Origin of the sequence: Microvirga antarctica (assembly GCF_017921815.1) — a bacterium.
GTDB classification, from domain to species: Bacteria; Pseudomonadota; Alphaproteobacteria; order Rhizobiales; family Beijerinckiaceae; genus Microvirga; species Microvirga antarctica.
The window spans coordinates 905,883-928,842 of sequence record NZ_JAGEMM010000001.1 but is presented as its reverse complement, the minus strand read 5'-3'; the positions used below and the strand labels follow the sequence as shown (position 1 = coordinate 928,842).

At 63.1% G+C, this 22,960-nt stretch carries 18 protein-coding genes and 1 tRNA gene; 14 read left to right on the top strand and 5 right to left on the bottom strand.

All coding sequences use genetic code 11. From position 1 onward, the window contains the following. Nucleotides 1-5: 5 nt before the first annotated feature. Nucleotides 6-956 carry a tRNA (adenosine(37)-N6)-dimethylallyltransferase MiaA gene (gene miaA / locus J4G32_RS04520; RefSeq protein WP_343232585.1) on the top strand — a complete coding sequence of 317 codons (951 nt, stop codon included), beginning with the start codon at nt 6-8 and terminating at the stop codon, nt 954-956. Here miaA and J4G32_RS04515 read toward each other — a convergent pair. Beyond that, the gene (locus J4G32_RS04515; RefSeq protein WP_210484892.1) at nt 916-1,743 is read right to left on the bottom strand and encodes an RMD1 family protein; all 828 of its coding nucleotides are present in this window, start codon (nt 1,741-1,743) and stop codon (nt 916-918) included. The two genes, miaA and J4G32_RS04515, sit on opposite strands and share 41 nt — an antisense overlap. A gap of 285 nt (nt 1,744-2,028) precedes the next feature. On the opposite strand from J4G32_RS04515, the gene J4G32_RS04510 reads away from it, so the two are divergent. Genes J4G32_RS04510 through ilvN form a run of 3 tightly spaced genes read left to right on the top strand, consistent with a single transcriptional unit; the run spans nt 2,029 to nt 5,107 of the window. Continuing rightward, a complete protein-coding gene (locus tag J4G32_RS04510; protein ID WP_210484885.1) occupies nt 2,029-3,804 on the top strand; it encodes an acetolactate synthase 3 large subunit in 1,776 nt (591 codons plus the stop codon). A 53-nt stretch (nt 3,805-3,857) separates the two neighbouring features. Beyond that, entirely contained in the window at nt 3,858-4,538 is a 681-nt protein-coding gene (locus J4G32_RS04505; protein ID WP_210484883.1) for a glutathione S-transferase family protein, read from the top strand. A gap of 26 nt (nt 4,539-4,564) precedes the next feature. Beyond that, on the top strand, nt 4,565-5,107 hold the full coding sequence (gene ilvN / locus J4G32_RS04500; RefSeq protein ID WP_210484881.1) for an acetolactate synthase small subunit: 543 nt from the start codon (nt 4,565-4,567) through the stop codon (nt 5,105-5,107). A gap of 2 nt (nt 5,108-5,109) precedes the next feature. On the opposite strand, the gene J4G32_RS04495 is transcribed toward ilvN, so the two are convergent. Beyond that, nucleotides 5,110-5,658, bottom strand: a complete 549-nt coding sequence (locus tag J4G32_RS04495; RefSeq protein WP_210484874.1) for a DUF924 family protein — start codon at nt 5,656-5,658, stop codon at nt 5,110-5,112. A 259-nt stretch (nt 5,659-5,917) separates the two neighbouring features. On the opposite strand from J4G32_RS04495, the gene ilvC reads away from it, so the two are divergent. Continuing rightward, a complete protein-coding gene (gene ilvC / locus J4G32_RS04490) occupies nt 5,918-6,937 on the top strand; it encodes a ketol-acid reductoisomerase (protein WP_210484868.1) in 1,020 nt (339 codons plus the stop codon). A gap of 233 nt (nt 6,938-7,170) precedes the next feature. Further along, on the top strand, nt 7,171-10,356 hold the full coding sequence (locus J4G32_RS04485; RefSeq protein ID WP_210484867.1) for a PAS domain S-box protein: 3,186 nt from the start codon (nt 7,171-7,173) through the stop codon (nt 10,354-10,356). 19 nt (nt 10,357-10,375) lie between these two features. On the opposite strand, the gene J4G32_RS04480 is transcribed toward J4G32_RS04485, so the two are convergent. Together J4G32_RS04480 and J4G32_RS04475 are read right to left on the bottom strand one after the other, a co-directional pair. Continuing rightward, nucleotides 10,376-10,735 carry a hypothetical protein gene (locus J4G32_RS04480; protein WP_210484865.1) on the bottom strand — a complete coding sequence of 120 codons (360 nt, stop codon included), beginning with the start codon at nt 10,733-10,735 and terminating at the stop codon, nt 10,376-10,378. A gap of 115 nt (nt 10,736-10,850) precedes the next feature. After that, nucleotides 10,851-11,369: a DedA family protein gene (locus tag J4G32_RS04475; RefSeq protein WP_210484863.1), complete on the bottom strand. Its 519-nt coding sequence runs from the start codon at nt 11,367-11,369 to the stop codon at nt 10,851-10,853. Between the two features lie 156 nt (nt 11,370-11,525). Between J4G32_RS04475 and pdxY the strand changes: the two genes are divergently transcribed. Genes pdxY through J4G32_RS04460 form a run of 3 tightly spaced genes read left to right on the top strand, consistent with a single transcriptional unit; the run spans nt 11,526 to nt 13,994 of the window. Then, complete coding sequence (gene pdxY / locus J4G32_RS04470; RefSeq protein ID WP_210485502.1) at nt 11,526-12,374, top strand: pyridoxal kinase PdxY; 849 nt, start codon at nt 11,526-11,528, stop codon at nt 12,372-12,374. Nucleotides 12,375-12,378: 4 nt separating this feature from the next. Then, a complete protein-coding gene (locus tag J4G32_RS04465) occupies nt 12,379-13,281 on the top strand; it encodes a PhzF family phenazine biosynthesis protein (RefSeq protein WP_210484861.1) in 903 nt (300 codons plus the stop codon). Then, complete coding sequence (locus tag J4G32_RS04460; RefSeq protein ID WP_210484859.1) at nt 13,278-13,994, top strand: NUDIX hydrolase; 717 nt, start codon at nt 13,278-13,280, stop codon at nt 13,992-13,994. Before J4G32_RS04465 ends, J4G32_RS04460 begins: the two co-directional genes overlap by 4 nt. Here J4G32_RS04460 and J4G32_RS04455 read toward each other — a convergent pair. Then, nucleotides 13,985-14,311, bottom strand: a complete 327-nt coding sequence (locus J4G32_RS04455; RefSeq protein ID WP_210484857.1) for a hypothetical protein — start codon at nt 14,309-14,311, stop codon at nt 13,985-13,987. The two genes, J4G32_RS04460 and J4G32_RS04455, sit on opposite strands and share 10 nt — an antisense overlap. Nucleotides 14,312-14,679: 368 nt before the next feature. Between J4G32_RS04455 and J4G32_RS04450 the strand changes: the two genes are divergently transcribed. The 5 genes from J4G32_RS04450 to J4G32_RS04430 all read left to right on the top strand — a co-directional run bounded on the left by J4G32_RS04450 (nt 14,680) and on the right by J4G32_RS04430 (nt 22,942). Beyond that, a complete protein-coding gene (locus tag J4G32_RS04450; protein ID WP_210484855.1) occupies nt 14,680-16,245 on the top strand; it encodes a 2-isopropylmalate synthase in 1,566 nt (521 codons plus the stop codon). Between the two features lie 176 nt (nt 16,246-16,421). Continuing rightward, nucleotides 16,422-16,497 (top strand) — tRNA-Lys (locus tag J4G32_RS04445). Nucleotides 16,498-17,248: 751 nt separating this feature from the next. Continuing rightward, a complete protein-coding gene (locus J4G32_RS04440) occupies nt 17,249-19,330 on the top strand; it encodes a hydantoinase/oxoprolinase family protein (RefSeq protein ID WP_210484853.1) in 2,082 nt (693 codons plus the stop codon). After that, complete coding sequence (locus J4G32_RS04435) at nt 19,320-21,356, top strand: hydantoinase B/oxoprolinase family protein (RefSeq protein ID WP_210484851.1); 2,037 nt, start codon at nt 19,320-19,322, stop codon at nt 21,354-21,356. Before J4G32_RS04440 ends, J4G32_RS04435 begins: the two co-directional genes overlap by 11 nt. Before the next feature lie 83 nt (nt 21,357-21,439). Then, nucleotides 21,440-22,942, top strand: coding sequence for an ABC transporter substrate-binding protein (locus tag J4G32_RS04430; RefSeq protein WP_210484849.1), 1,503 nt, complete (start codon nt 21,440-21,442; stop codon nt 22,940-22,942). Nucleotides 22,943-22,960: the final 18 nt, after the last annotated feature.

Genomic DNA, 22,960 nt, shown 5'->3' with positions numbered 1-22,960 from the left:
CATCTGTGAGTGACGTTCGGATCGGTGCGATTCTCATTGCAGGGCCGACCGCTTCAGGCAAGTCCGCATTGGCCATCCGGCTTGCGAACGCCCTTGACGGGGTGGTGATCAACGCCGATTCCATGCAGGTCTACGGGGATCTGCGCATCCTCACGGCCCGTCCGGATCCCACCGAGGAGGCGTCCGCCCCCCATCTTCTGTTCGGACATGTGGACGCGGGCATCAACTTCTCTGTTGGACGCTATGTGGCGGATGCCGTTGCGGTGCTGGCGTCGATCGGCCCCGGGAAGGTGCCGATTTTCGTGGGCGGCACCGGTCTCTATTTCAAGGCGCTGACGGAAGGGCTGTCCGACATGCCGGAGGTGCCCGAGGCTGTGCGCGAGCAGGTCCGTCAGGAGAGCCTCGGTCGCGAGACGGCCGACCTCCATCGGGTTCTCGCGGATCGGGATCCCGCCATGGCCGAACGATTGCGGCCGTCGGACCGGCTGCGGATCCAGCGCGCGCTTGAGATCCATGCCGCCACCGGCCGGTCGCTGGCCTCGTTTCACGGTGCGCGCCAGCCCGGCCCGCTCGCCGGAAAGCCGTTGCTCAAGCTGTTTCTCGCCCCCGACCGGGACACCCTGCGGCAGCGCATCGAATCCCGGTTCGTGACGATGGTGGAGACGGGCGCGCTCGACGAGGTGCGGGCGCTCGCGGCGCGCCACCTCGACCCCATGCTGCCGGCCATGCGGGCCCATGGGGTGCCGGGATTGCTCGCTTATCTCAACGGCGAGATCGGCCTCCCGGAGGCGATCGTTCGCGGGCAGGGCGACACGCGCCGCTATTCCAAGCGGCAGTTCACCTGGTTCCGGCATCAACTGGCGGATTGGACGTGGGAGGCGCCCGAGGATGCTTTCGACGTTGCGATGGCGGCCGTCAGTGGCCGCCCGATCCCGACCACATTTGATAAAACGTGATGAAGATCTCGAACACGATGAGCAGCACGATGATCAGCTCGAGCCGCAGCGACCGCTCCGTGTCGATAAGATCGGTCAAGGCCTGGGCGGTGTCGCCGATCACGTCGAGCTTGCGGTGCAGCGAGGTGGCGCGCTCGCGCAACTCGTATTCGTCCTCCAGGCGGGCATAAAGCCGCTCAAGGTCGGGACGATCCCAAAGGACGTCGGGCTTCTCTTCGACTGCGACGCGGCCTGACACCCGCTGGCGGACCAGAAGGGCCGTGCCGATATGCTTCAGGATTTCGCGGCGTCCGGCCGGCCTGCGGCCCTTTTCGGCGAGGTAGCGGGCGAACGGCTCGACCACGTCGAACACCGCGGCCGCGGCCTTTTCGTCCTGCGCCAGCACGACGCTTTTCGACAGGGCATCGGCGATGACCACCAGCCTGGCAGGGGCCAGGTCCTTGACGAAAATCGGGCCGCCGGGCGGAATCTGGTCGTCCTTTTCCGGCACGATCTCGATGATGGCGGTCTCTTCCTCGTGGCGGGCGAATTCCCCCGTCACCCGCTGTCGCAGGCCGCGGATGACCTCGTCTTCCTCCAGAGGCGTCAGCCCGACCAGAACCGCGACACCGAAGCGGAACAGGGCCACAAAGCCGTCCTGCCCGGCCTTGAACGCAAGGGGGATTGTCGACAGCAGATCGCTGCGCTCGAGCCCCGACAGGTCGAGCCGGTCGCCCAGAAGCAGGGCCCGCGCGGTCACCCGTGGGCCTCGGGCCGAAGCCCCGTTGGCTGAACTCGTCTCAGGCATCGTTTACTTTCCGCGACTGCTGGCCGCACCATAGAAGCGCAGCGATTCGTCGCCAACATCAAGACCGCTTGACCGGAAGAAAAGCTTCGGCTAGCGTCTGCGCAACTTTTGAACAGAGAGCAGCCCACGTGCGCAAGCTTATTCTCGTAGTACGAACGCCATCGACGGAGCAGGATTGATCCTGCAGTTCCGGCGATGGCGTACAGGCCCCCCAAGTGGGGCCTTTTTTATTGCCTAAAGTCCTGAAAAACCACGACAAAGCGAAGACCGACGGGAGCCAGTGACATGAGCGAGATGATGACGGGAGCCGAAATGGTGATCCGCACCCTGCAGGATCAGGGTGTGGAGCACATCTTCGGATATCCGGGCGGCGCGGTGCTGCCGATCTATGACGCCATTTTCCACCAGGACCAGGTCAAGCACATCCTTGTCCGGCACGAGCAGGGCGCAGTCCACGCGGCCGAGGGCTATGCCCGGTCTTCGGGCAAGGTCGGGGTTGTCCTGGTCACATCGGGACCGGGCGCCACCAACGCGGTGACCGGCCTGACTGACGCGATGATGGATTCGATCCCGATCGTCTGCATCACCGGGCAGGTCGCCACCCACCTCATCGGCTCGGACGCCTTCCAGGAATGCGACACGGTGGGCATCACCCGCCACTGCACCAAGCACAATTACCTCGTCCAATCGATCGAGGATCTGCCGCGCATCCTGCATGAGGCCTTCTACGTGGCGTCCACAGGCCGGCCCGGACCGGTCGTCGTCGATCTGCCGAAGGACATCCAGTTCAAGATGGGCTCCTATACGCGGCCCACGAGCAACCAGCACAAGACCTACCGGCCGACAGTCAAGGGCGACATCGACAAGATCCGCGCCGCCATCGAACTGATGGCGAGCGCCAAGCGCCCGGTCTTCTACACGGGCGGCGGCGTCATCAATTCCGGCCCGCATGCCTCGGCCTTGCTGCGCGAACTCGCGCGGCTGACGGGTTTCCCGGTGACCTCGACCCTGATGGGCCTCGGAGCGTATCCGGCCGCCGACCGTCAGTTCCTCGGCATGCTCGGCATGCACGGCACCTACGAGTCGAATCTCGCGATGCACGAATGCGACGTGATGATCAATATCGGGGCGCGGTTCGATGACCGCATCACGGGCAGGCTCGATGCGTTCTCGCCTTACTCCAAGCGCATCCACGTGGACATCGATCCGTCCTCGATCAACAAGAACGTCAAGGTCGAGATCCCGATCATCGGCGACTGCGCGCACGTGCTGGAAGACATGGTCCGCCTGTGGCGACAGACGGCACCGCAGGTCGACAAGGTGGCGCTGAAAGAGTGGTGGACCAAGATCGACGGATGGCGTGGGCGCGATTGCCTCGCCTATCGTCCGTCCGACGAGATCATCAAGCCGCAATATGCGGTTCAGCGCCTGTATGAACTGACCAAGGACCGCGAGACCTTCATCACCACGGAGGTCGGACAGCACCAGATGTGGGCGGCGCAATACTTCAAGTTCGAAGAGCCCAACCACTGGATGACATCGGGCGGTCTCGGCACGATGGGCTACGGCCTGCCGGCGGCTATCGGCACGCAGCTCGCCCACCCCAAGGCGCTCGTCGTCGACATCGCCGGCGAAGCGTCGATCCTGATGAACATGCAGGAGATGTCGACCGCGGTTCAGTACCGGTTGCCGGTGAAAATCTTCATCCTGAACAACGAGTATATGGGCATGGTGCGCCAGTGGCAGGAATTGCTGCATGGCGGCCGCTATTCCGAGAGCTACTCGCAGTCGTTGCCTGATTTCGTCAAGCTGGCCGAGGCCTATGGGGGCGTGGGCATTCGCTGCGACAAGCCCGGTGACCTCGATGCGGCCATTCTCGAAATGATCAATGTCGACCGTCCGGTCATCTTCGACTGCGTGGTCGACAAGACGGAGAACTGCTTCCCGATGATCCCCTCCGGCAAGGGGCATAACGAGATGCTGCTCAACGATTACCTGAACGAGACAGGCCCCGTCGATCTCGGTTCGGTGATCGACGAGAAGGGCAAGATGCTGGTGTAGCAAACGCCGGCGTCAAAGTGCCCGCGAAAGCGGCTGGGAATGGGGACACGCACATGCCGACATTGGTCATTGCCAACAAGATCTATTCGTCCTGGTCTCTGCGGCCGTGGCTGCTGATGCGGCATCTGGGAGTGGCCTTCGACGAGGTGCTGATTCCACTGGATCTGCCCGAGACGAAAAAGCAGGTGCTGGCCTACTCGCCTGCCGGCAAGGTGCCGGTGCTGATCGATGGCGACGTCACCATCTGGGAAACGCTGGCGATCATGGACTATGTCGGCGAGACCTTTGGCGTGACAGTCTGGCCCGAGGATCGCAAGGCCCGCGCCATGGCGCGCTCCGTGGCGGCCGAAATGCATGCGGGCTTCCAGCATCTGCGCTCGGCCTGCCCGATGAATCTCGGCAAGGCCTATGGCCCGCGCGATCGCGGCGCCGGAGTCGTCGCCGACGTCGCGCGCTTCACCCAGATCGTCCGTCAGGCGCGTGAGCGTTTCGGGGCAGGCGGCGCGTTTCTGTTCGGCGGCTTTTCGGCGGCCGATGCGATGTTTGCACCACTTGTCACCCGTCTCGACACCTACGCGATTCCCCTCGATGCCGATATCCGGGCCTACGTCGATGCGATCCTTGCGCTGCCTTCCTTCCGCGAATGGCGCAAGGCCGCCTTGCGCGAGACCTGGATCGTCGCCCACGACGAGGTGGACGAGGACGCGACCACCAACTTTCGACACGTCGCCTGACAACAGGCTTCAGGAACAGCAGAGTCATGACGCAGATGAGCACCATTTATCCGCCCGCCACGCGGGTCGAACCGATCTCCCGCCACACCCTGGCGGTCGTCGTCGACAACGAGCCCGGTGTGCTTGCCAGGATCGCGGGCCTGTTCTCGGGCCGTGGCTACAATATCGAGAGCCTGACGGTCACGGAAACGGAGCATGAATCCCACATCTCCCGGGTCACCATCGTGACCACTGGCACCGACAGCATCATCGAGCAGATCAAGGCGCATCTGGAAAAGCTGGTGCCGGTCCACCGGGTGGTGGATCTCACGCTCACGGGCGATGCGGTCGAGCGCGAACTGTGCCTCGTCAAGGTGGTGGGCAAGGGCGAGCAGCGCGTGGAAGCGATGCGGCTGGCGGCGGCTTTCGGCGCGCGCACCATGGATGCGTCGCTGACGTCCTTCGTCTACGAACTCACCGGCACGACGGAGGAGATCGAGCGCTTCATCAAACTCATGACCGTCGTCGGTCTGGCAGAGGTCTCGCGCACCGGCGTTGCCGCCATGGCGCGAGGTCCCGAGGGCATGTGACATCAGCCGTGGAAGTCGGTTTCCGCTAGGAAGACGATCTCCTCGGGCGTCGAATCCCGGCCAAGAAGGGCGTTGCGATGGGGGAAGCGTCCGAAGCGGGCGACGATATCGTGGTGATGGTGGGCGAATTTGACGGAATCGGGATTGTCGAGCGTCTCGTTGAGGGTCACCGAGCGCTCCTGATCCCGGACATCCTCGGAATGCATGAAGGGAAGGTAGAAGAAGGCCCGAAACTGGTCGTCGAACGACTTGTCGAACCCGCGTTCGATGGCGCGGTCGGCGGTGAGAAGCGCCACCGGATCGGTCTTGTAGACGGCGCGGCTGCCCCTGAACATGTTGCGGGGGAACTGGTCCAGAAGCAGGATGACGGCGAGCGCACCGGACGGCGACAGTTCCCACTCGTTGAGATCGCCTCTGGCGGCCGCCTCATAGGTGGCAAGGAAGCGGTCGCGGCACAGCTGGTCGAAGGCGTCGTCCTTGGAAAACCAGCGGGACGGTCCGGCCTCTCGCCAGAATGCGAGGATGTCTTCGACAGTCGCGAGATGCTGCATTTCAGGTCCTTATCGGCGAGATGGGAACAGTTTCAGGTCATGTGGCGCGGGGCCCAAGAAATTCCAACACCCGCCTGACAACGGGTGCGACGATGCTCCGGCACAAGGCGGGACATCGGCCATATTCGAACAAGGGAAGGCTTGCCAGCGCAGCTTTGTTCGCTAAAACGGCGCTGGAAAACTCGAATGTTGCGGATCTCGGCCAACGAGAACGGGACGGATATCATATGGGGCGGATCCCCGGGAGAGGACTTACGAAATGCGCGTCTATTACGATCGGGATGCCGACATCAATCTGATCAAGGGCAAGAAGGTCGCTATCGTCGGCTACGGCAGCCAGGGCCACGCTCATGCGCTGAACCTGCGCGATTCCGGCGTCAAGGACATCGTCGTCGCCCTTCGCAAGGGGTCACCTTCCGCCGCCAAAGCAGAGTCGGCCGGCATCAAGGTCTTGGAAGTGGCGGAAGCCGCCAAATGGGCCGATGTCGTCATGATGCTGACTCCCGACGAGCTGCAGGCCGACATCTACGAGGCCGACCTCGCCCCGAACATGAAGCAGGGCGCGGCCCTCCTGTTCGCGCACGGCCTCAACGTGCATTTCAACCTCATCGATCCCCGCAAGGATCTCGACGTGCTGATGGTCGCGCCGAAGGGCCCCGGCCATACCGTGCGGTCGGAATACCAGCGGGGCGGCGGCGTGCCGACCCTCATCGCGATCCACCAGGATGCGACCGGCAATGCCCATGATCTCGGCCTCTCCTATGCGTCCGCCAATGGCGGCGGCCGGGCCGGCATCATCGAGACGACCTTCAAGGAAGAATGCGAAACCGACCTCTTCGGCGAGCAGGTGGTGCTCTGCGGCGGCCTCGTCGAGCTCATCCGCGCCGGGTTCGAAACCCTCGTGGAAGCCGGCTACGCGCCCGAAATGGCCTATTTCGAGTGCCTGCACGAAGTAAAGCTGATCGTCGACCTGATCTATGAGGGCGGCATCGCCAACATGAACTACTCGATTTCCAACACCGCCGAGTATGGCGAGTACGTGACCGGGCCCCGGATCATCACCTCGGACACCAAGGCCGAGATGAAGCGGGTGCTGACCGACATCCAGTCGGGCAAGTTCACCCGCGACTGGATGCTGGAAAACAAGGTCCGGCAGACTTCCTTCAAGGCCACTCGCGCCCGCAACGCCGCTCACCCGATCGAAGAGGTCGGCGGCCGTCTGCGCGAGATGATGCCCTGGATCAAGGAAAAGGCGCTGGTCGACAAGAGCCGGAACTAGGTTTCCACCCATCGACCACGGGTCCTTACGACGATGAAAGAAAAGGGCGGCGAGAGCTGCCCTTTTTCGCTGTTTGGGCGTTGGTGCGAAGGCGAAGCGTTGCTTTTGCGACACAGAGCCGTTCTGGCCGCTTCCGTAAGGTTCGGCGAGCATTGTCAGGGATTGCCGGTGAACTATAGATTTTCAGGTGGGCTTGCAGGTATCCGATGATCGTGCTCACAAAGCAGGGCCTTATGGCGGATTTGAGCGAAAGCCTGCCCGTGACGTCTGACATGCGTGCGCGCGTGGAGGCCCATGACTGGGAATCGACCCCCTTAGGCCCGCGCTCCCGATGGCCCCAATCCCTGCGCACCCTCGTCGGCGTGATGCTCGGCTCGCGACAGCCAATGTTCCTGGCCTGGGGACCGGAGCGGGTCATGATCTACAATGACGGCTATGCGCCGATGCTGGGCCAGCGTCACCCCTCTGCGCTGGGACGCCGGTTTGCCGATGTCTGGTTTGATATTCTGACCGATGTCGAGCCGATCATGGATCGGGCCTATGCGGGCATCAGCACCCATATGGACGACCTGATGCTCATGACGCATCGCAATGGCTATGCGGAAGAGGCGCATTTTGCGTTTTCGTACACGCCGGTGCGGGACGATGACGGTACCATTCTGGGCATGTTCTGCGCCTGCACGGAGACCACCGAAAAGTTTCTGGCGGAAAAGCTCATTCGCGATAAGGAAACCGAGTACCGGCAGATCCTCGACAGCGCGACCGAATACGCGATCATCGCGCTGGATCGAGACGGTCGGGTGAGCCACTGGAACGCTGGCGCGCAACGGGTCCTTGGCTGGTCCGAGGAAGAGATGCTCGGACAGACGATCCACCGATGCTTCACGCCGGACGATGTGGCGGCCGGGCGCGTCGAAACCGAGATGAAGCGCGCCAGCGAAGAGGGAAGCGACGGCGACGAGGGCTGGCGGGTTCGCAAGGATGGCAGCCGGTTTTGGGCCAGCGGGCAAATGACGCCCCTGCGCAGTGCCAGCGGAGCCCTCATGGGCTACGTGAAGGTGCTGCGGGACCGCACGGCTCAGCGCTTGAGCGAGGCGGCGCTTGCCGCGAGCGAGGAACGCTTGCGGATCGCCCAACAGGCGGGCGGGGTCGGCACTTTCGAATGGGACCCGGCCACGGGACTGGTGACCATGTCGGAGGAGTTCCGTCGTCTTTGGGGACTGACTGCCGACGTCATTCCCCTCGAGGTGCTGGGCCAGATGGTGGATGCGGCGGATCGCGACAATGTGGGTTCGCTGCGCGGAGCCGTGAACGCCGACTCACTTGCCTACACGGAATATCGCATTACGCGGCCGGATAACGGCGAGATCCGTTGGATCGCCCGTCGGGGCGAGGTGATGCGGGACGCCGACGGCAATCTGACGAGGGGCTTCGGGGTCGTCTACGACATCACCCAGCGAAAGCTCATCGAAGATGCGCTGCGCGAGAGCGAGGCCAAGTTCAGAACCTTTTCCCAGGTGATGCCGAACCATGTCTGGGCCGCCGACAGCGACGGCAGCCTCGACTGGTTCAACGAGCAGGTCTACGCCTATTCGGGTCGGGCTCCGGGTGAACTCGATGGCGACAAATGGGCAGCGCTCCTTCATCCGGCCGATGTGGCGGCCGCCGCAGCCCTTTGGCAGGTCTCGGTGGCGACGGGACGTTTCTATCAGACAGAATTCCGCATCCGTGGGGCCGACGGGACCTATCGTTGGCACCTCTCTCGCGCGCTTCCGATCATGGACACGGCCGGAAATGCTCTGCGCTGGATCGGGACGAATACCGACATCGAGGTTCAGAAGGCGGCCGTCGAGGACCTGGCGAGGCTCAACGCCACGCTGGAGGAGCAGATCGCGCAGCGGACGCAGGAGCGCGACCGGGTCTGGCGCGTGAGCCGCGAGGTGATCGTCGTCAGTAATCGAGAGGGGGTCTATCAGAGCGTCAACCCGGCTTTCGAACGGACGTTAGGTTGGACCTCTGAAGAGGCGACGTCACGCCCGTTTATCAGTCTTGTCCACGACGACGATGTCGCCGCCACGCTCGCGGAATTTGAACGGCTGAACCAAGGCCGCGAAACCAGCCATTTCGAATGCCGGTTCAGACATCGCGACGGGAGCTACCGGTGGCTGCAATGGACGGCCGTGCCGGACGAGCAACTGATCTATGCGGTTGGCCGCGATGTGACGGCGGAGAAAGAGCAGGCCAGAATTCTCTCCGAGACCGAGGAGGCCCTGCGGCAATCCCAGAAGATGGAAGCCGTGGGTCAACTCACAGGCGGAATTGCCCACGACTTCAACAACCTGCTGACCGGGATCCTGGGCTCCATCGAGATGATGCAGAACCGGATCCGCCAGGGTCGTACGGGCGAACTGGAACGCTACGCGACAGCAGCCTCGGGGGCTGCCAACCGGGCGGCCGCACTGACCCACCGGCTCCTAGCTTTCTCGCGACGCCAGCCCCTGGATCCGAAGGCCGTCGACGCCAACGCGCTGATCGATTCCATGGAGGACCTCCTGCGCCGAACGTCCGGTGAGGCCATCGATATCAGAGTCGTGCCAGCCCCCAACCTCTGGCCCACCCTGTGCGATCCGCACCAGCTCGAGAATGCGATTCTGAACCTGGCCATCAATGCGCGCGACGCCATGCCCGACGGCGGCGTCCTCACGCTCGAGACCGCCAACGTGGACATCAGGTCTGCTCATGCAGCCCGCATCACCGAAGCCGAGCCGGGGGCCTATGTCTGCGTCAGTATCTCGGATTCCGGAACGGGCATGGCAAAGGAGGTCATCGCGAAGGCCTTCGACCCGTTCTTTACGACGAAACCGCTTGGGGAGGGCACCGGGCTCGGGCTGTCGATGGTGTACGGGTTTGCCCGGCAGTCGGAAGGATTTGTCCGCATCTACAGTCAGGTCGGCCACGGCACGACGGTTAAGCTGTTTCTGCCTCGTCATCTTGGCGAGGCTGTCACGGAGCCAGTCGGCCTCAGCGCCGACGATGTCCAGCGGGGCGCCGGCGAAACCGTCCTCGTGGTCGAGGACGAACCCACCGTGCGGGAACTCGTCTGCGAGATCCTGCGGGATCTGGGCTATCTGGTGCTGCAGGCCAATGATGGGCCGTCCGGACTCCGTCTGTTCGAGTCGAGCGTCGAGATCGATCTTCTGGTCACGGATGTGGGTCTCCCCGGCCTCAACGGGCGTCAGCTGGCGGATGCGGCCCGGACCCATCGGCCCGATCTGAAAGTCCTGTTCATGACCGGCTACGCCGAGAACGCCGCAACTGCCAGCGGCTTTCTGGATCCGGGAATGGCGATGATCACCAAGCCGTTCGCGGTGGACGCGCTGGCCACCCGTATCCGCGAGATCCTTGCCGCGGAAGCTTGAGACGGCGGGATATGGCCGTTCAACGGAGTGTCGCGCTGCCGTGGTGAAGCAGCAGCACGACCGCGCTGCTGATGCAGAGGACCCGGGCAAGATTGCGCGACTGCGCGGTGGCGAACCTGTAGGTGCCGTAGCAAATGGCGAGCGAGAGAAGGAGCGTCCACACGCCTTCCGCAAGCTCGCCCACGGCATTCCTGCCCGGCGACGAAACGGTCCAGCTTTCCAGCAGCCACACCAGCGAGAACGCTACTCCGGCCACCCACCATCCGAAGAACTGCCAGGCTGGCGGCAAGCCAGGATACGCCGCAGAAGGCGCGAGGGCGCCTTCGAGAGTTTCGGCGTCGTCGTACCAATCATAGGATTCCCGACGGTGGTGAGTCATGGCGCGGTCTCCCGATTCCGGATCGAGGACGCTACCACCGCAATGCCCCTTCGATAGCTCTCGGAACGAAGGGGGACGGAGAGGTAAATCAGCTGAAGCGTGGCCTTAACGCTGTCTAGAAAATATAACGGGCGAGGCCGGCGCCGGGCGCTAGCACGATAAAAGCCCAGACAAACGCAGACGCCATGTTGGCCGATTGAAACAGAAACCCCGGCATGAGGAAAATGCCGGCGATCAGCGGCAGAACAGCGCGGGTCGGGCCGAAGAAGCGCCCGAAGAAGACGGCCCAGGGTCCGTATCGTTGAAAAAACCGTTCCCCTCGCTCAATCAGGCGCTCGTGGCGCGACAGCGGCCAGACTCGGTAAGCGGCAGTCTTGTAGCGTCGCCCGATGGCGAATGAGATCCAGCCCCCGACCACCCCGCCCAGCATCGCCCCGAGCCAGCACTGCCAGAAAGGGATATCGGCGGCGGCCACGACAAACCCGACGCCGACCAGGATCGTGGCCGCGGGAATGATGAGAGACACGAATGCCAACGACTCGCCGAAGGTCAAAAGGGCCAGGATCAGAGGTGCAAACTCGTGGTTGGCCCGCACGAATCCAACGACGGAGTCGGTGACGTCTGCAAGAGTCATGGCGGGAACTCCGGGGCGCGGAAGGGGCGCGTGAAACGGCTTTGAAACGGGGTAGATCCTGGCTCTTATGCCCGTCAGGCCCGCTCGGTCCAAGGGCGCAATTTGATGCGGAGCCGCCGATGCGCTAACCGAGAGAAAATGCTGGGGCACAACGCGATGAACGTCCTCTCGATCCAATCCCATGTGGCCTACGGACATGTGGGAAACTCGTCCGCCGTTTTTCCCATGCAGCGGCTGGGCGTCGAGGTCTGGCCCATTCACACGGTTCAGTTTTCGAATCATACCGGATACGGGTCCTGGACAGGCCGCGTCGTTGACGGGCCGGCCATCGAGGAGCTGGTCGACGGCATTGCCGAGCGTGGCGTCCTTGATTCCTGCGATGGCGTGCTGTCGGGCTATATGGGGTCGGCCGATATCGGCAACGCCATCCTGTCCACGGTGGCGCGGGTCCGGGCTCTCAACCCGGCGATGCTGTACGGCTGCGACCCGGTGATCGGCGATGTCGGGCGCGGCGTCTTCGTGCGCCCCGGGGTGCCTGAATTCATGCGCGATTACGCGGTGCCGGCAGCCGATATCATCACGCCGAACCAGTTCGAACTCGAATATCTGTCCGGGATCGCAACGCAAACTCTGGCGGGCGTCAAGGAAGCCATCGCAACGGCCCACCGCCTTGGCCCGAAAGTCGTGCTCGTCACGTCCATTGAATCCGCCGAGACCCCGTCCGACGCGGTCGATCTGATTGCGGGCGAGGGGGGTCGTTTCTGGCGCGTGCGCACCCCCAAGCTCTCCCTCAACGTCAACGGGGCAGGCGATGCCATCGCGGCGCTCTTCTTTGTCCATTTTGCGCGCTCTCGTTCTGCCGAGATCGCCCTGATCGAGGCGGCCGCCTCCGTTTACGGCTTGTTGCAGCGGACCGAGGAGGCTGGGTCACGCGAAATTCTGACAGTTGCGGCGCAGGACGAGTTCGTGTCGCCGACCCGCCGCTTTCCCGCCGAGGAGATCTGATCCCATGTCCCGCCGCTTCGTGACGCTCGATGTCTTTACCGCCGATCCCCTGAGCGGCAATCCGCTTGCTGTCGTCCTGGATTCCGAAGGACTCGATAGCGCGGCCATGCAGGCGATCGCAGCCGAGTTCAACCTGTCCGAGACTGTGTTCGTCCTTCCCCCAGAGGATCCCCGCCAGCGCGCCGATATCCGCATTTTCACCCGCACAACCGAGCTGCCGTTCGCGGGCCATCCGACTGTCGGGACCGCAGTTCTGCTGGCCCTGCTCGACACCGATTATGCGCCGGGCGCTGCGGCGTTCGGGCTTAAGGAGAAGGTCGGCATTGTGTCCTGTGCGGTCGAGATCACGACCAACCGCGGCGGCCGCGCGCGGTTTCGCTTGCCGAAGCTTCCCGTCGCCGGCGGACCCGGCAAGGAGAGCACGGAATGCGCCTGGGCGCTCGGTCTCGACCCCACCGAGATCGGGTTCGATCGCCATGTGCCGAGCCGCCATTCCGCTGGCGTCGCCTTTGACCTCGTGCCGGTCGCCTCGCTGGATGCCCTTGCCCGCGCCACGCCCAAGACCGATGCGTTCCTGCAGGCTTTTGGCGACAGCGATCATCCCGCGGCCTACGTCTATACACGGCTCCCCGAGGGCGACGGCGTGCGGTTCCGCGCGCGCATGTTCGGGCTGGGCATGGGGGTGGCCGAAGATCCCGCCACGGGGTCCGCGGCCGCGGCCTTTGCAGGCGCCTTGATGCAATGCGAGCCGCTCGGCGACGGCGAGCATGACATCGTCATCGAGCAGGGCGTCGAGATGGGGCGGCCCAGCGTGATCAGGCTGCAGATGGTGATCAAGGACGGGGCCTTGGCCTCGGCGGAGATTGCAGGCGACGCGGTGCTGATGAGCCGGGGAGAGCTGTTGTGATCGATCGCGCCGTCAGCATCACGCGCGTGGCGGCTGTGGAGGCGCATCATGACAGCCGCGTCTGGCCATGGGCCGAGGCGAACCGGGCCGCCATCGCGACGAACTGGCAGCGCCGGATCGCCGACAAGCCCCGGATGTTCAACGGGCGTGTGCTCCTGCTCTGCGACTTGTCAGTGGATGAAGACGTGTGTCGCTCCCGGTATTTCGAGACTGACTACGCCGATTTCATCGGCTGGATCGATGCCGGATATCCGGACCCTGGCGTTGCCAACGGCTTTGCCATGGGCGCGCTTCGGGGCTCCGACGGGGCCTATATCTGCGGCGTGATGGGCGACCACACGGTCAATGCCGGCCGGGTCTACTTTGCCGCCGGCACGCCCGACCAATCCGATATCCGGCAAGGCGGACGGGTCGATCTGGCCACCAGCCTGACCCGGGAACTGACCGAGGAGACCGGTCTTGTCGCGGCGGATTTCGAGGTGGCGGATGACTGGATCGTGGTGCAGCACTGGCCGACCGTGGCCCTGATGCGCCACGTGACTCTTGCCGTTACGGCAGAGGTGGGCGCCGAACGCATCCGCGGCCTGATCAAGCAGCAGGACGATCAGGAACTGTCGGATGTCGTCGTGGTGCGCGGTCCAGACGACATCAACCCCGGCACGATGCCGCTTTACCTGCAATCCTTCTTCCGCTGGTCGTTTGCTCAGCGGTAGCCGTAGCGGCCTTTCGTGGCCTCGATCATGCGGATTGCCTCGGCGTCCCGGCCGGCTGAACAGGCGGCATCCGCCCGGTCGATTTCCTTGTCGACCCGGCTGTAGACAGACTGGTTGACATGTCCCATCGCCAGATCGTTCGCCATGATGGCGCGGTAGCGGGCGACCTCGCCCTGGCAGCCTGGACCCTCCGGCATGCGAAACGCCGCCCCGGTCCCGACTGGGGTTCCCGGGGCAGGGGAGCCACCCGTCTGGGTGCAAGCGGCAGCCGAGAGGGCGAGGGCTGCGGCGATGACGGTCTGAACCACGAGCCTCATGAGAAGCCTCCATGCGTTTTGGTGCGCTGCCTCTGCGATAAAGGCCATGCTTGTTGCGGGCAAGCGCGTCATTGCGCAAGATTGTTCCCTGTTGCGCTTGCCTTCGCGCCGAACCGTGGTTAGAACCCTCACATCGGTCGCGGTGGTCCCGCGATTTTTTGGAGGATTGGGTCACGATGTTCATCGTCTCCCACAGCGCATTGAGGACCTGCCCCGCTTCCGCGGCAGCCGATGCACGCCTCCTCGGCCTCCTTCTCCTTAGTCGCCCCTGAGGGTCGACTGGGCGCTGGCGCCTGGGCACTCAGGGGTTCGAAAGAAGGAACCAACCCTGAGCGCTTTTGATCGCTCGCCCCAGAAGGACCAGATTGATGACCGTTTCCTCCGCCGCCGGCACCCCTCGTGACCGCGTTCTGATCTTCGACACCACCTTGCGCGACGGCGAGCAATGCCCCGGCGCGACCATGACGCTGGAAGAAAAGCTCGAAATCGCCAATCTGCTCGACACCATGGGCGTCGACATCATCGAGGCCGGCTTCCCCATTGCGTCGAATGGCGATTTCGAGGCGGTGAGCCTCATCGCGAGCAAGGTCAAGAACGCGACCGTCGCCGGGCTCGCTCGCGCAGTGTCCATCGACATCGCCCGCGCCGGCGAGGCGGTTCGCCACGCCGTGCGGCCGCGCATCCACACCTTCGTGTCGACGTCGCCGATCCATCTCGCCCACCAGATGCGCAAGACGCAGGACGAGGTGGTGGAAATCATCATCGCCACGGTCGGCCAGGCGCGCAACCTCGTCGAGGACGTGGAGTGGTCGGCCATGGACGCCACCCGTACATCCATCGAGTTCCTCTGCCGGTGCGTCGAGGCGGCCATCCGCAGCGGCGCCACCACCATCAACCTGCCCGATACGGTTGGCTACGCGACGCCCGACGAGTATCGCCACATGTTCCGCACCATCCGCGAACGGGTGCCAAGCGCCGACAAGGCAATCTTTTCCGCCCACACCCATAACGATCTCGGCCTTGCCGTTGCCAATTCGCTGGCGGCCCTCGACGGCGGCGCCCGGCAGGTGGAGTGCACGATCAACGGCATCGGCGAGCGGGCCGGCAATGCCGCGCTCGAGGAGATCGTCATGGCGATCCGCACCCGCGGCGACGTTCTGCCCTACGAGACGGGCATCGACGCCTCGATGTTGACCCGCGCCTCGAAGCTGGCGGCTGCCGCGACCTCATTTCCCGTGCAGTACAACAAGGCCATCGTCGGCCGGAACGCCTTCGCGCACGAGAGCGGCATTCACCAGGACGGGATGATCAAGAATGCCGAAACCTACGAGATCATGACTCCCGAGAGCGTCGGCGTGTCCAAGACCTCGCTGGTGATGGGCAAGCATTCCGGACGCAACGCCTTCCGGACCCGGTTGACCGAGATGGGCTACAGCCTGTCCGACAACCAGCTCGAAGACGCGTTCGTGCGCTTCAAGGAGCTGGCCGACCGCAAGAAGCACGTCTATGACGAGGATATCGAGGCCCTGGTCGATCAGAACATCGCCATGGCGCATGATCGCATCAAGCTGGTGTCTCTCTCGATCGTCGCCGGCACGCGCGGTCCCCAGCGGGCCACGATGAAGCTCCAGATCGACGGCACTGTGGTCACCGAGGAGCAGGAGGGCAACGGGCCGGTCGACGCCACCTTCAACGCCATCAAGGCGCTGGTGCCCCATGAGGCCGTGTTGGAGCTCTATCAGGTGCATGCGGTCACCACCGGCACGGACGCCCAGGCGGAGGTCTCGGTCCGCCTGTCGGCCAATGATCACAGTGTGACCTCCCGCGCCGCCGATCCGGACACGCTAGTTGCCTCGGCGCAGGCCTATCTTGGCGCCCTCAACAAGCTGATGAGCCGTGGCGCGCGCCTGCACGCCCAGCATGCGGCCGAATAGCCTGGCGGCGTCAGCGCCCACCCGGAGGGAGAAGCTGCCGCGTCCGTGCGACGCGGCAGTCGAGCGGCCGGTGAAAATCACAATACCTTATGAAATGGGGTAGACAGGGCCGGTCCGGTTTGTTACTCGATCGGCCTCTTCAGCGGGTCCTGCCCGTCTGAACTTCGCTTCGGCGAGGGCGCATAGCTCAGTTGGTAGAGCAGCTGACTCTTAATCAGCGGGTCCAAGGTTCGAGCCCTTGTGCGCCCACCAAATTTTCTCGACAGCCGAGAGAATCATGGTGATTTCCCCAGTGTGAATTGCATCTTCGGCACTATTTGTGGCAGGTGCCGAGTGGCCGCCACTACTAGCACCTGGTCATCCGGCAGCGCTCGGACACCAGGCGTGGCGATCCAAGGTGTTGGCGTCCATCACGGCGCGCGCATCGCCCGATCACATCAGGGCTGCGCATTGTGCCTCGCGTCCCCGCGAGCAGCATGAGATTCATTGGCGGCAGTGATCGTGACGCGGTCCCATTTCCAGCGCGCCTCTCTCTCTGCACATTGCACGCTATCCATCCTCGACAACGGCGAGCGGATTTCATCACAAGTTCCCGCAAACGTAGCCCGGCTAGCGCTCGTCAACAGCGATGAAACATCCTCTCAGCCCTGATGCGGCGTTTCGAAGGCGCATCCACTGGCCGCCAAGATTCCATGTGAAGAACAATTATCTCCAAGAGAGCCATTTCATAGTGCAATCATCTCCTCTCGTAGCGAAACTTGGAAAGACATTGTTTCGAATATTGGTTAGATTAGAAGAAATGAAGTGTTGGAGACGCTGTTGCCGAAGTCTCACCGAGACAGGTGACAGTGATGCCGAAGGGCGCTCCAGCAACGCTTAAGAAATGCGCTGACGACAGCGTCAAGCGCGCCAGTGTAGGGAAAGTTCTTGAGGCTCCGTCTTCCGTCAGAACTCACGGTCTAGTGAGTGGCGGATCGTCTTGATTTGAGTGGAGTAGTGTTTCATGAACGATGCGGGCGAGGGTTCCTCTCAGGCCGTTCGAATTGGGATCGATGCCGGTGGCACGTTCACGGACTTCGTTGCGGCGTTTCCTGACGGCCGTGTACTCTACCATAAGGAGCCGAGCAGCTCGATCGATCCGTCTGAACCCGTTGACCGGGGAATCCGGCTTCTGCTTGATCAGGCTGAGCTCTCTCCAGATCACCCGGTTCTGATCGTTCACGGGACGACAATCGGCCTCAACGCCGTCTTGCAGCGCAAGGGCGCAAAGGTTGCTGTCGTCGTTTCGCGCGGGACGCGCGACATTCTCGAATTCGAGCGCGGGCGATTGCCGGACTACCTGAATCTCCTGGCCCGGAAGCCCGAACCGCTGGTGCCTCGCGAGCGCGTCATCGAAATCGATGCGCGACTTGACGCGCAGGGAGAGACTGTGCGGTCACCCTCTCGCGAGGAGATGGACGAGCTCTGCGATTCGATCGCGCGTATCGATCCGGATGCCGTCGCGGTTTCGCTGATCAACTCCTACCGCAATTCTTTTCTGGAGGAAGAGATCGGTGCTGCGATCAGAAAGCGTTTCCCGAACATTCTGGTGACGGAATCCTCACGTGTATGGCCGGAAATTCGCGAGTACGAACGTTCGGTTGTCGCATGCCTCAATGCGGGAATTCATCCGCTTCTGAATGACTATCTGAACACCCTGTCGACGCGCGTTGCATCAACCGGCAGGCCTGTAGCACTTCAGCTCACGACATCGGCCGGCGGCATGCTGAGCCTGGAATCCGCCCGCGAGCGGCCCGTCGAGACGATGCTGTCGGGCCCTGCATCGGGGACGATCGCGGCCGCAAGGCTGGCGGCGGAGGTCGGCGTGAGCGAGGCCATCACCTTCGACATGGGTGGCACAAGTGCCGACATCGCCATTCTGTCGGACGGACGGTTCGAATTTACCACGAACTCGCATATCGGCGGGTTGCCGCTGATCATGCCGGTCGTCGGCGTGTCAAGCATCGGTGCCGGTGGCGGCTCCATTCTGACAGTCGATTCCGCCGGCGCCCTCAAGGTCGGTCCCGAAAGTGCTGGCTCCGATCCGGGCCCGGTGGCCTACGGCCGGGGCGGCAACAAGCCGACGCTCACTGATTGCTATATCGCTCTGGGGATCATCGACCCTGCTGACTTCCTTGGAGGACGCCTGAAGATCGATCGCGCGGCGGCCGAAGCGGCGCTGGCTGTCGTTGCCGGCAAGATTGGTCGCACCGACGCCGCTGAGGCGGGGCAGGCAGCTCTCGACATCGCCACGACCAGGATGGCCACCGAGCTCTTCAAGCTATTGGCCCTCGGGGGTCATGATCCGTCGAAGCAGATGTTGATTCCCTTCGGCGGTGCAGGGCCCACCCACGCCATCATGTTGGCGGAAGAGGCCGGCCTTGCGGGGATCGTGGTGCCTCCGGCGGCGGCGACGTTCTGCGCGTTGGGCGCTGCGCTTGCGGATGTGAGGCGCGATCTGCTGCGCAGCATCGGCGAGGCGCGGTTCGAGACGCTCGACCGACGCCTGTGGCCCGTCTGGAGCGAATTGGAAGCGGAGGCGCAGAACTGGCTTCGCGTTGAGAATGTGCCGGTTCTCGATGTCTCCATGGAATATTCGCTCGACATGCGTTACGCCGGGCAATCCCATAACATGCTTGTCACGGTGGCCGAGCCGATCCGCCAAGCGCACGATCTGCAAGGCGTTGCCGAAGCGCTGCACGCTGCGCATGAAGCGTTGTACGGCTTTCGCGAAACCGACGACGCGGTCGAGGTGGTGTCCGTCCGCCTCAGCATCACGGGTCGCGTTCCGGCGATCACGCTGCCGGATCTCGCCGTGTCGCAGGCGGCTCCCGTGCCGAAAGGCACGAGGGCGGTCTTCCAGCGCGACAGGTGGGTCGACGCACAGGTCTTTCACCGCTCGGACCTGCTGGCGGACGACGTCGTTGCCGGTCCTGCGGTCATCGTTCAGCCGGATACGACAACGTGGCTTCCCTCGCCCTGGACGCTCAAAGTTCACAGAAACGGCGCGCTGATTGCCAGCAGGAGCAATGCCGATGAAGCTTGACCCGGTCACCCTGGAAATCCTGGCCACGAAATTTGCCGCGGCCGCGGAGGAGATGTCCTATTTTCTCAAGCGCACAGGTCGCTCCCAATACGTGAAGGAAGCGGCCGATTTCTCCACCGCGTTGGTTGATACGCGGGGGAAATTCTACGCCTACCCCCGCAATATCGGTGTCTCAGGCTTTTTCGATCTCGATTGCGGCCCGACTATCGCTGCCGTCGGGCATCTTGAGCCGGGCGATGTGATCATCACCAATCACCCCTACATGTCGTCGGGCCTTGCAACGCACTTGCCCGATTTCAATCTCGTGCAGCCGTACTTTCATGACGGCCGGATCGTTTCATATGGATGGTCGTTCGTCCACTCGGCCGATGTCGGTGGGCGCGTTCCCTCAAGCATATCTCCGAGCAATTTCGAGCTGTTTCAGGAAGGGATGCTGATCCCTCCCATGAAGCTCGTCAAACGCGGCGAGATGAATAAGGATGCGGAAGGATTCCTGCGCGCCAATTGCCGGACTCCGGATGCCAATATGGGCGACATCCGCGCCATGCTGGCCGCTCTCCACCTCGGCGAGCGCCGCGTCGCGCGGATCATTGCCCAGCATGGGATCGACACATTCGAGGCCGCGATTCCTGGCGTTCTCTCCTACACCGCCGTCAAGGCCCGCGAGGCATTCCGCAGCATTCCGGATGGGACCTTCGAGTTCTGGGACTATATTGACGATGACCTGGTGTCGGCGCTCCCGCTTCGGATTCGATTGAAGCTGACGATCGATGACGGCCTGCTTCATCTCGACTTCACCGGGTCGGATCCGCAGGTTCAGGCCGCCTACAACCTGCCCACTGCCGGAAAGCGGCATTCTCAGATGACCGCGTGGCTCACCAGCTACGCGCTCACGCGCGATCCGACCCTTCCGCTGAATTCCGGCATGCTGGAGCCGGTCACGATCTACACGGAGCGCGGCTCACTCCTCAACCCGGAATTCCCCGCAGCGGTCGGGGTGCGTCATGCGATTGTGCATCGCGTGATGGATGCGACGAACGGCGCGCTTGCACAGGCACTTCCCGACTTCATGCCTGCTGGCTGCGCCGGAATTATCATTCCTGTGGTGCTGGCCGAGCCGGAAGATTCGAACGGCCGTCGCAATGTATCCGTGGTTCAGCCGATGGTCGGTGGAGGCGGCGCTCACAATGGCGGAGATGGTGCGGATGGCCGCCATAGCGGGCCTGTGAATATCGGCAACAACCCGCTGGAGACGACAGAAGCGAACGCTGACGTGACCATCCTGTCCTATGCCATGCGGATCGATTCCGGGGGTGCTGGTGAATGGCGCGGCGGGTCCGGCGCGGAGTTGACGTTCTCGCCTCACCAGAGCGGCTCTCAGGTGCTTGGTCGTGGAATGGACCGCTTCCGCTTCGTTCCTTGGGGTCTTGCCGGCGGTCTGCCCGGTCTGGCGGCGCGCACGATCGTCAACCGAGGCCGACCGGACGAGCACGAGGTCGGAAAACTCGACATGGTCGAGCTCCAGGCCGGCGATACGATTACCATCCTGACCCCGGGCGGTGGCGGTTACGGCGATCCGCTGAAACGCGATCCCCAGCGGGTGCTGAAGGACGTTCGTGGCGGGTTCGTGAGCGCGGAATCAGCGTTGCGGGACTACGGCGTTCATATTGCCGATGACCGCGTCGACAAATCCGCAACGACGTTGCGACGTTCTGAGATGGTCGCGGCGCGCGCGAGAGATCCTGAGCGTCCGTTCTTTGCATTTGGGCGCGAACGCGATGTGTGGGACGCGGTGTTCGACGACACACTGCTGTCGCGCATCTCGGCTGCCCTGCTGACCTTGCCGCTCGGCGCCCGCACCGTTGCGCGCCGTGTTCTCTGGGCCGCTCTGCTCGCGGTCATCGAACGCAACGTACCATTCGCGCCGGACGCGTTGGCGCATGCCAGGGTCGCGGTCGAGCGAGAACTGGCGTTGCTCGAGGCGCGCGTCGTCAAACCAGCGCTCCTCACCGCATCCGCTGCCTAGTCCTAACCAATGCGGCGTCGGTTCCTCTTGGATCGATGTCGAACAAAGCCTCTGTTCTCAAAATGCCACCGGAGATTAGACGAATGCGTTTACGATCCTTCTTCAACGGCGCTGTTGCAACAGCAGCCCTTGCCTGCCTGGCCACGCCGAGCCTTGCGGAGCGCCTGACGGTTGCTCTTTCTGCCAATGTCACGCTTCTCGATCCGGCCATGACCACGACCGTCGGAACCGATCTGTCGGTGATCAGCCACCTTTACACACCGCTGGTCATCCGGGGTCCTGACCTGAAGCTGCAGCCCGCGCTTGCATCCTCATGGGAAGCGGTCGACGATAACACGTGGCGGTTCAAGCTCCGACCGGATGTCAAATTCGCCAATGGCGAGCCCCTGGATGCGGCGGCAGTGAAGTGGAACATCGACCGGATCCTCGATCCCAATCAGAAAGCGCCGGTGCGGGCGTGGTTGTCGGCCATCAAGGACGTTCGCGTTGTCGATCCGACGACAGTCGATCTTGTCACGAGCTCGCCTTACCCGTCGCTTCCCGATCAGATGTCGATGATCTTCTTCCTTCCGCCAGTCTGGTCGAAGTCGCATAATCCGGCGATCGAGGCCCTGGGGTCTGGCCCTTACGACCTTGTCGAATTCAAGCCAGGGGACCGCGTCGTCCTGAAAGCCAAGCCCAATTACACAGCCGGGCCGAAGCCAGCCTTCGACGATGTGGTATTTCGTGTCATCCCCGAGGACGCTTCGCGGATCTCGGCTCTTCTCGTGGGCGAAGTGGACCTGATTTCAGGTGTTGCCCCGTCCGAGCTTGCGCGCATCAAGAATTCGGGAAAATTCGTTGTCGGCGCGGTCCCCAGCACGCGCATGCAATTCGTCAAGTTCAACAATCTCAAGGCGCCGTTCAAGGACAATCCGGCCTTGCGGCTTGCGCTCAACTATGCGGTCGACAAACAGGCAATCCTTGACACCCTCTTCGAAGGATACGGCTCACTGAATGCGTGTCAGCCGCTGAACGAGTCGTATTTCGGTTTCAATCCGGATCTCAAACCGTTTCCCTATGATCCGGCCAAGGCCAAGGAGCTGCTCGCAAAGGCAGGATATCCGAATGGCCTTACGATCGAGTTCGAAGTGCCGCTCGGGCGCTATCTACTGGGCGCGGAGGTCTCCCAGGCAATTGCAGCGCAGCTCGAGGAAGTCGGCGTGAAGACCAACCTCGTCGAGATGGAATACGGCCGCTGGATCGACAAGTTCCAGAATGCCGGAAATGTCGGCTCGCTGTCCTATCTCGGTCAGTCGTGGCCGACCTTGAATGCGGATGGCATGTTGTCGCTGTTTGAAACGGGCAACCGCTACTCGTATTACGAGAACGCGGATTTCACGCGACTGATCCGAGAGGCTCGCTCGACCACCGACGAGAAGAAGCGTGTTGAAATCTACAAGAAGGCGACGGAGAGCTTCTGCGCCGATCCGGCTCACATCGTTCTGTTCAATCAACCAACCACCTATGCGTTTGCAGACCGTGTCAAATGGACCGTCCGGTCCGACGACTGGTTCAGGGCGGTGGATGTCCAGCTGGCCAAATAGTGCCCGGTAAGATCCGCT

Bases quoted from the DNA above. Each gene is read 5' to 3' on its own strand.
- J4G32_RS04430 (WP_210484849.1), top strand. From the start codon at position 21,440: ATGCGTTTACGATCCTTCTTCAACGGCGCTGTTGCAACAGCAGCCCTT.
- ilvC (WP_210484868.1), top strand. From the start codon at position 5,918: ATGCGCGTCTATTACGATCGGGATGCCGACATCAATCTGATCAAGGGC.
- J4G32_RS04480 (WP_210484865.1), bottom strand. From the start codon at position 10,735: ATGACTCACCACCGTCGGGAATCCTATGATTGGTACGACGACGCCGAA.
- J4G32_RS04455 (WP_210484857.1), bottom strand. From the start codon at position 14,311: ATGAGGCTCGTGGTTCAGACCGTCATCGCCGCAGCCCTCGCCCTCTCG.
- J4G32_RS04515 (WP_210484892.1), bottom strand. From the start codon at position 1,743: ATGCCTGAGACGAGTTCAGCCAACGGGGCTTCGGCCCGAGGCCCACGG.
- J4G32_RS04435 (WP_210484851.1), top strand. From the start codon at position 19,320: ATGAAGCTTGACCCGGTCACCCTGGAAATCCTGGCCACGAAATTTGCC.
- J4G32_RS04495 (WP_210484874.1), bottom strand. From the start codon at position 5,658: ATGCAGCATCTCGCGACTGTCGAAGACATCCTCGCATTCTGGCGAGAG.
- J4G32_RS04485 (WP_210484867.1), top strand. From the start codon at position 7,171: ATGGCGGATTTGAGCGAAAGCCTGCCCGTGACGTCTGACATGCGTGCG.
- J4G32_RS04510 (WP_210484885.1), top strand. From the start codon at position 2,029: ATGAGCGAGATGATGACGGGAGCCGAAATGGTGATCCGCACCCTGCAG.
- J4G32_RS04465 (WP_210484861.1), top strand. From the start codon at position 12,379: ATGTCCCGCCGCTTCGTGACGCTCGATGTCTTTACCGCCGATCCCCTG.
- J4G32_RS04505 (WP_210484883.1), top strand. From the start codon at position 3,858: ATGCCGACATTGGTCATTGCCAACAAGATCTATTCGTCCTGGTCTCTG.
- pdxY (WP_210485502.1), top strand. From the start codon at position 11,526: ATGAACGTCCTCTCGATCCAATCCCATGTGGCCTACGGACATGTGGGA.
- J4G32_RS04450 (WP_210484855.1), top strand. From the start codon at position 14,680: ATGACCGTTTCCTCCGCCGCCGGCACCCCTCGTGACCGCGTTCTGATC.
- J4G32_RS04440 (WP_210484853.1), top strand. From the start codon at position 17,249: ATGAACGATGCGGGCGAGGGTTCCTCTCAGGCCGTTCGAATTGGGATC.
- J4G32_RS04475 (WP_210484863.1), bottom strand. From the start codon at position 11,369: ATGACTCTTGCAGACGTCACCGACTCCGTCGTTGGATTCGTGCGGGCC.
- ilvN (WP_210484881.1), top strand. From the start codon at position 4,565: ATGACGCAGATGAGCACCATTTATCCGCCCGCCACGCGGGTCGAACCG.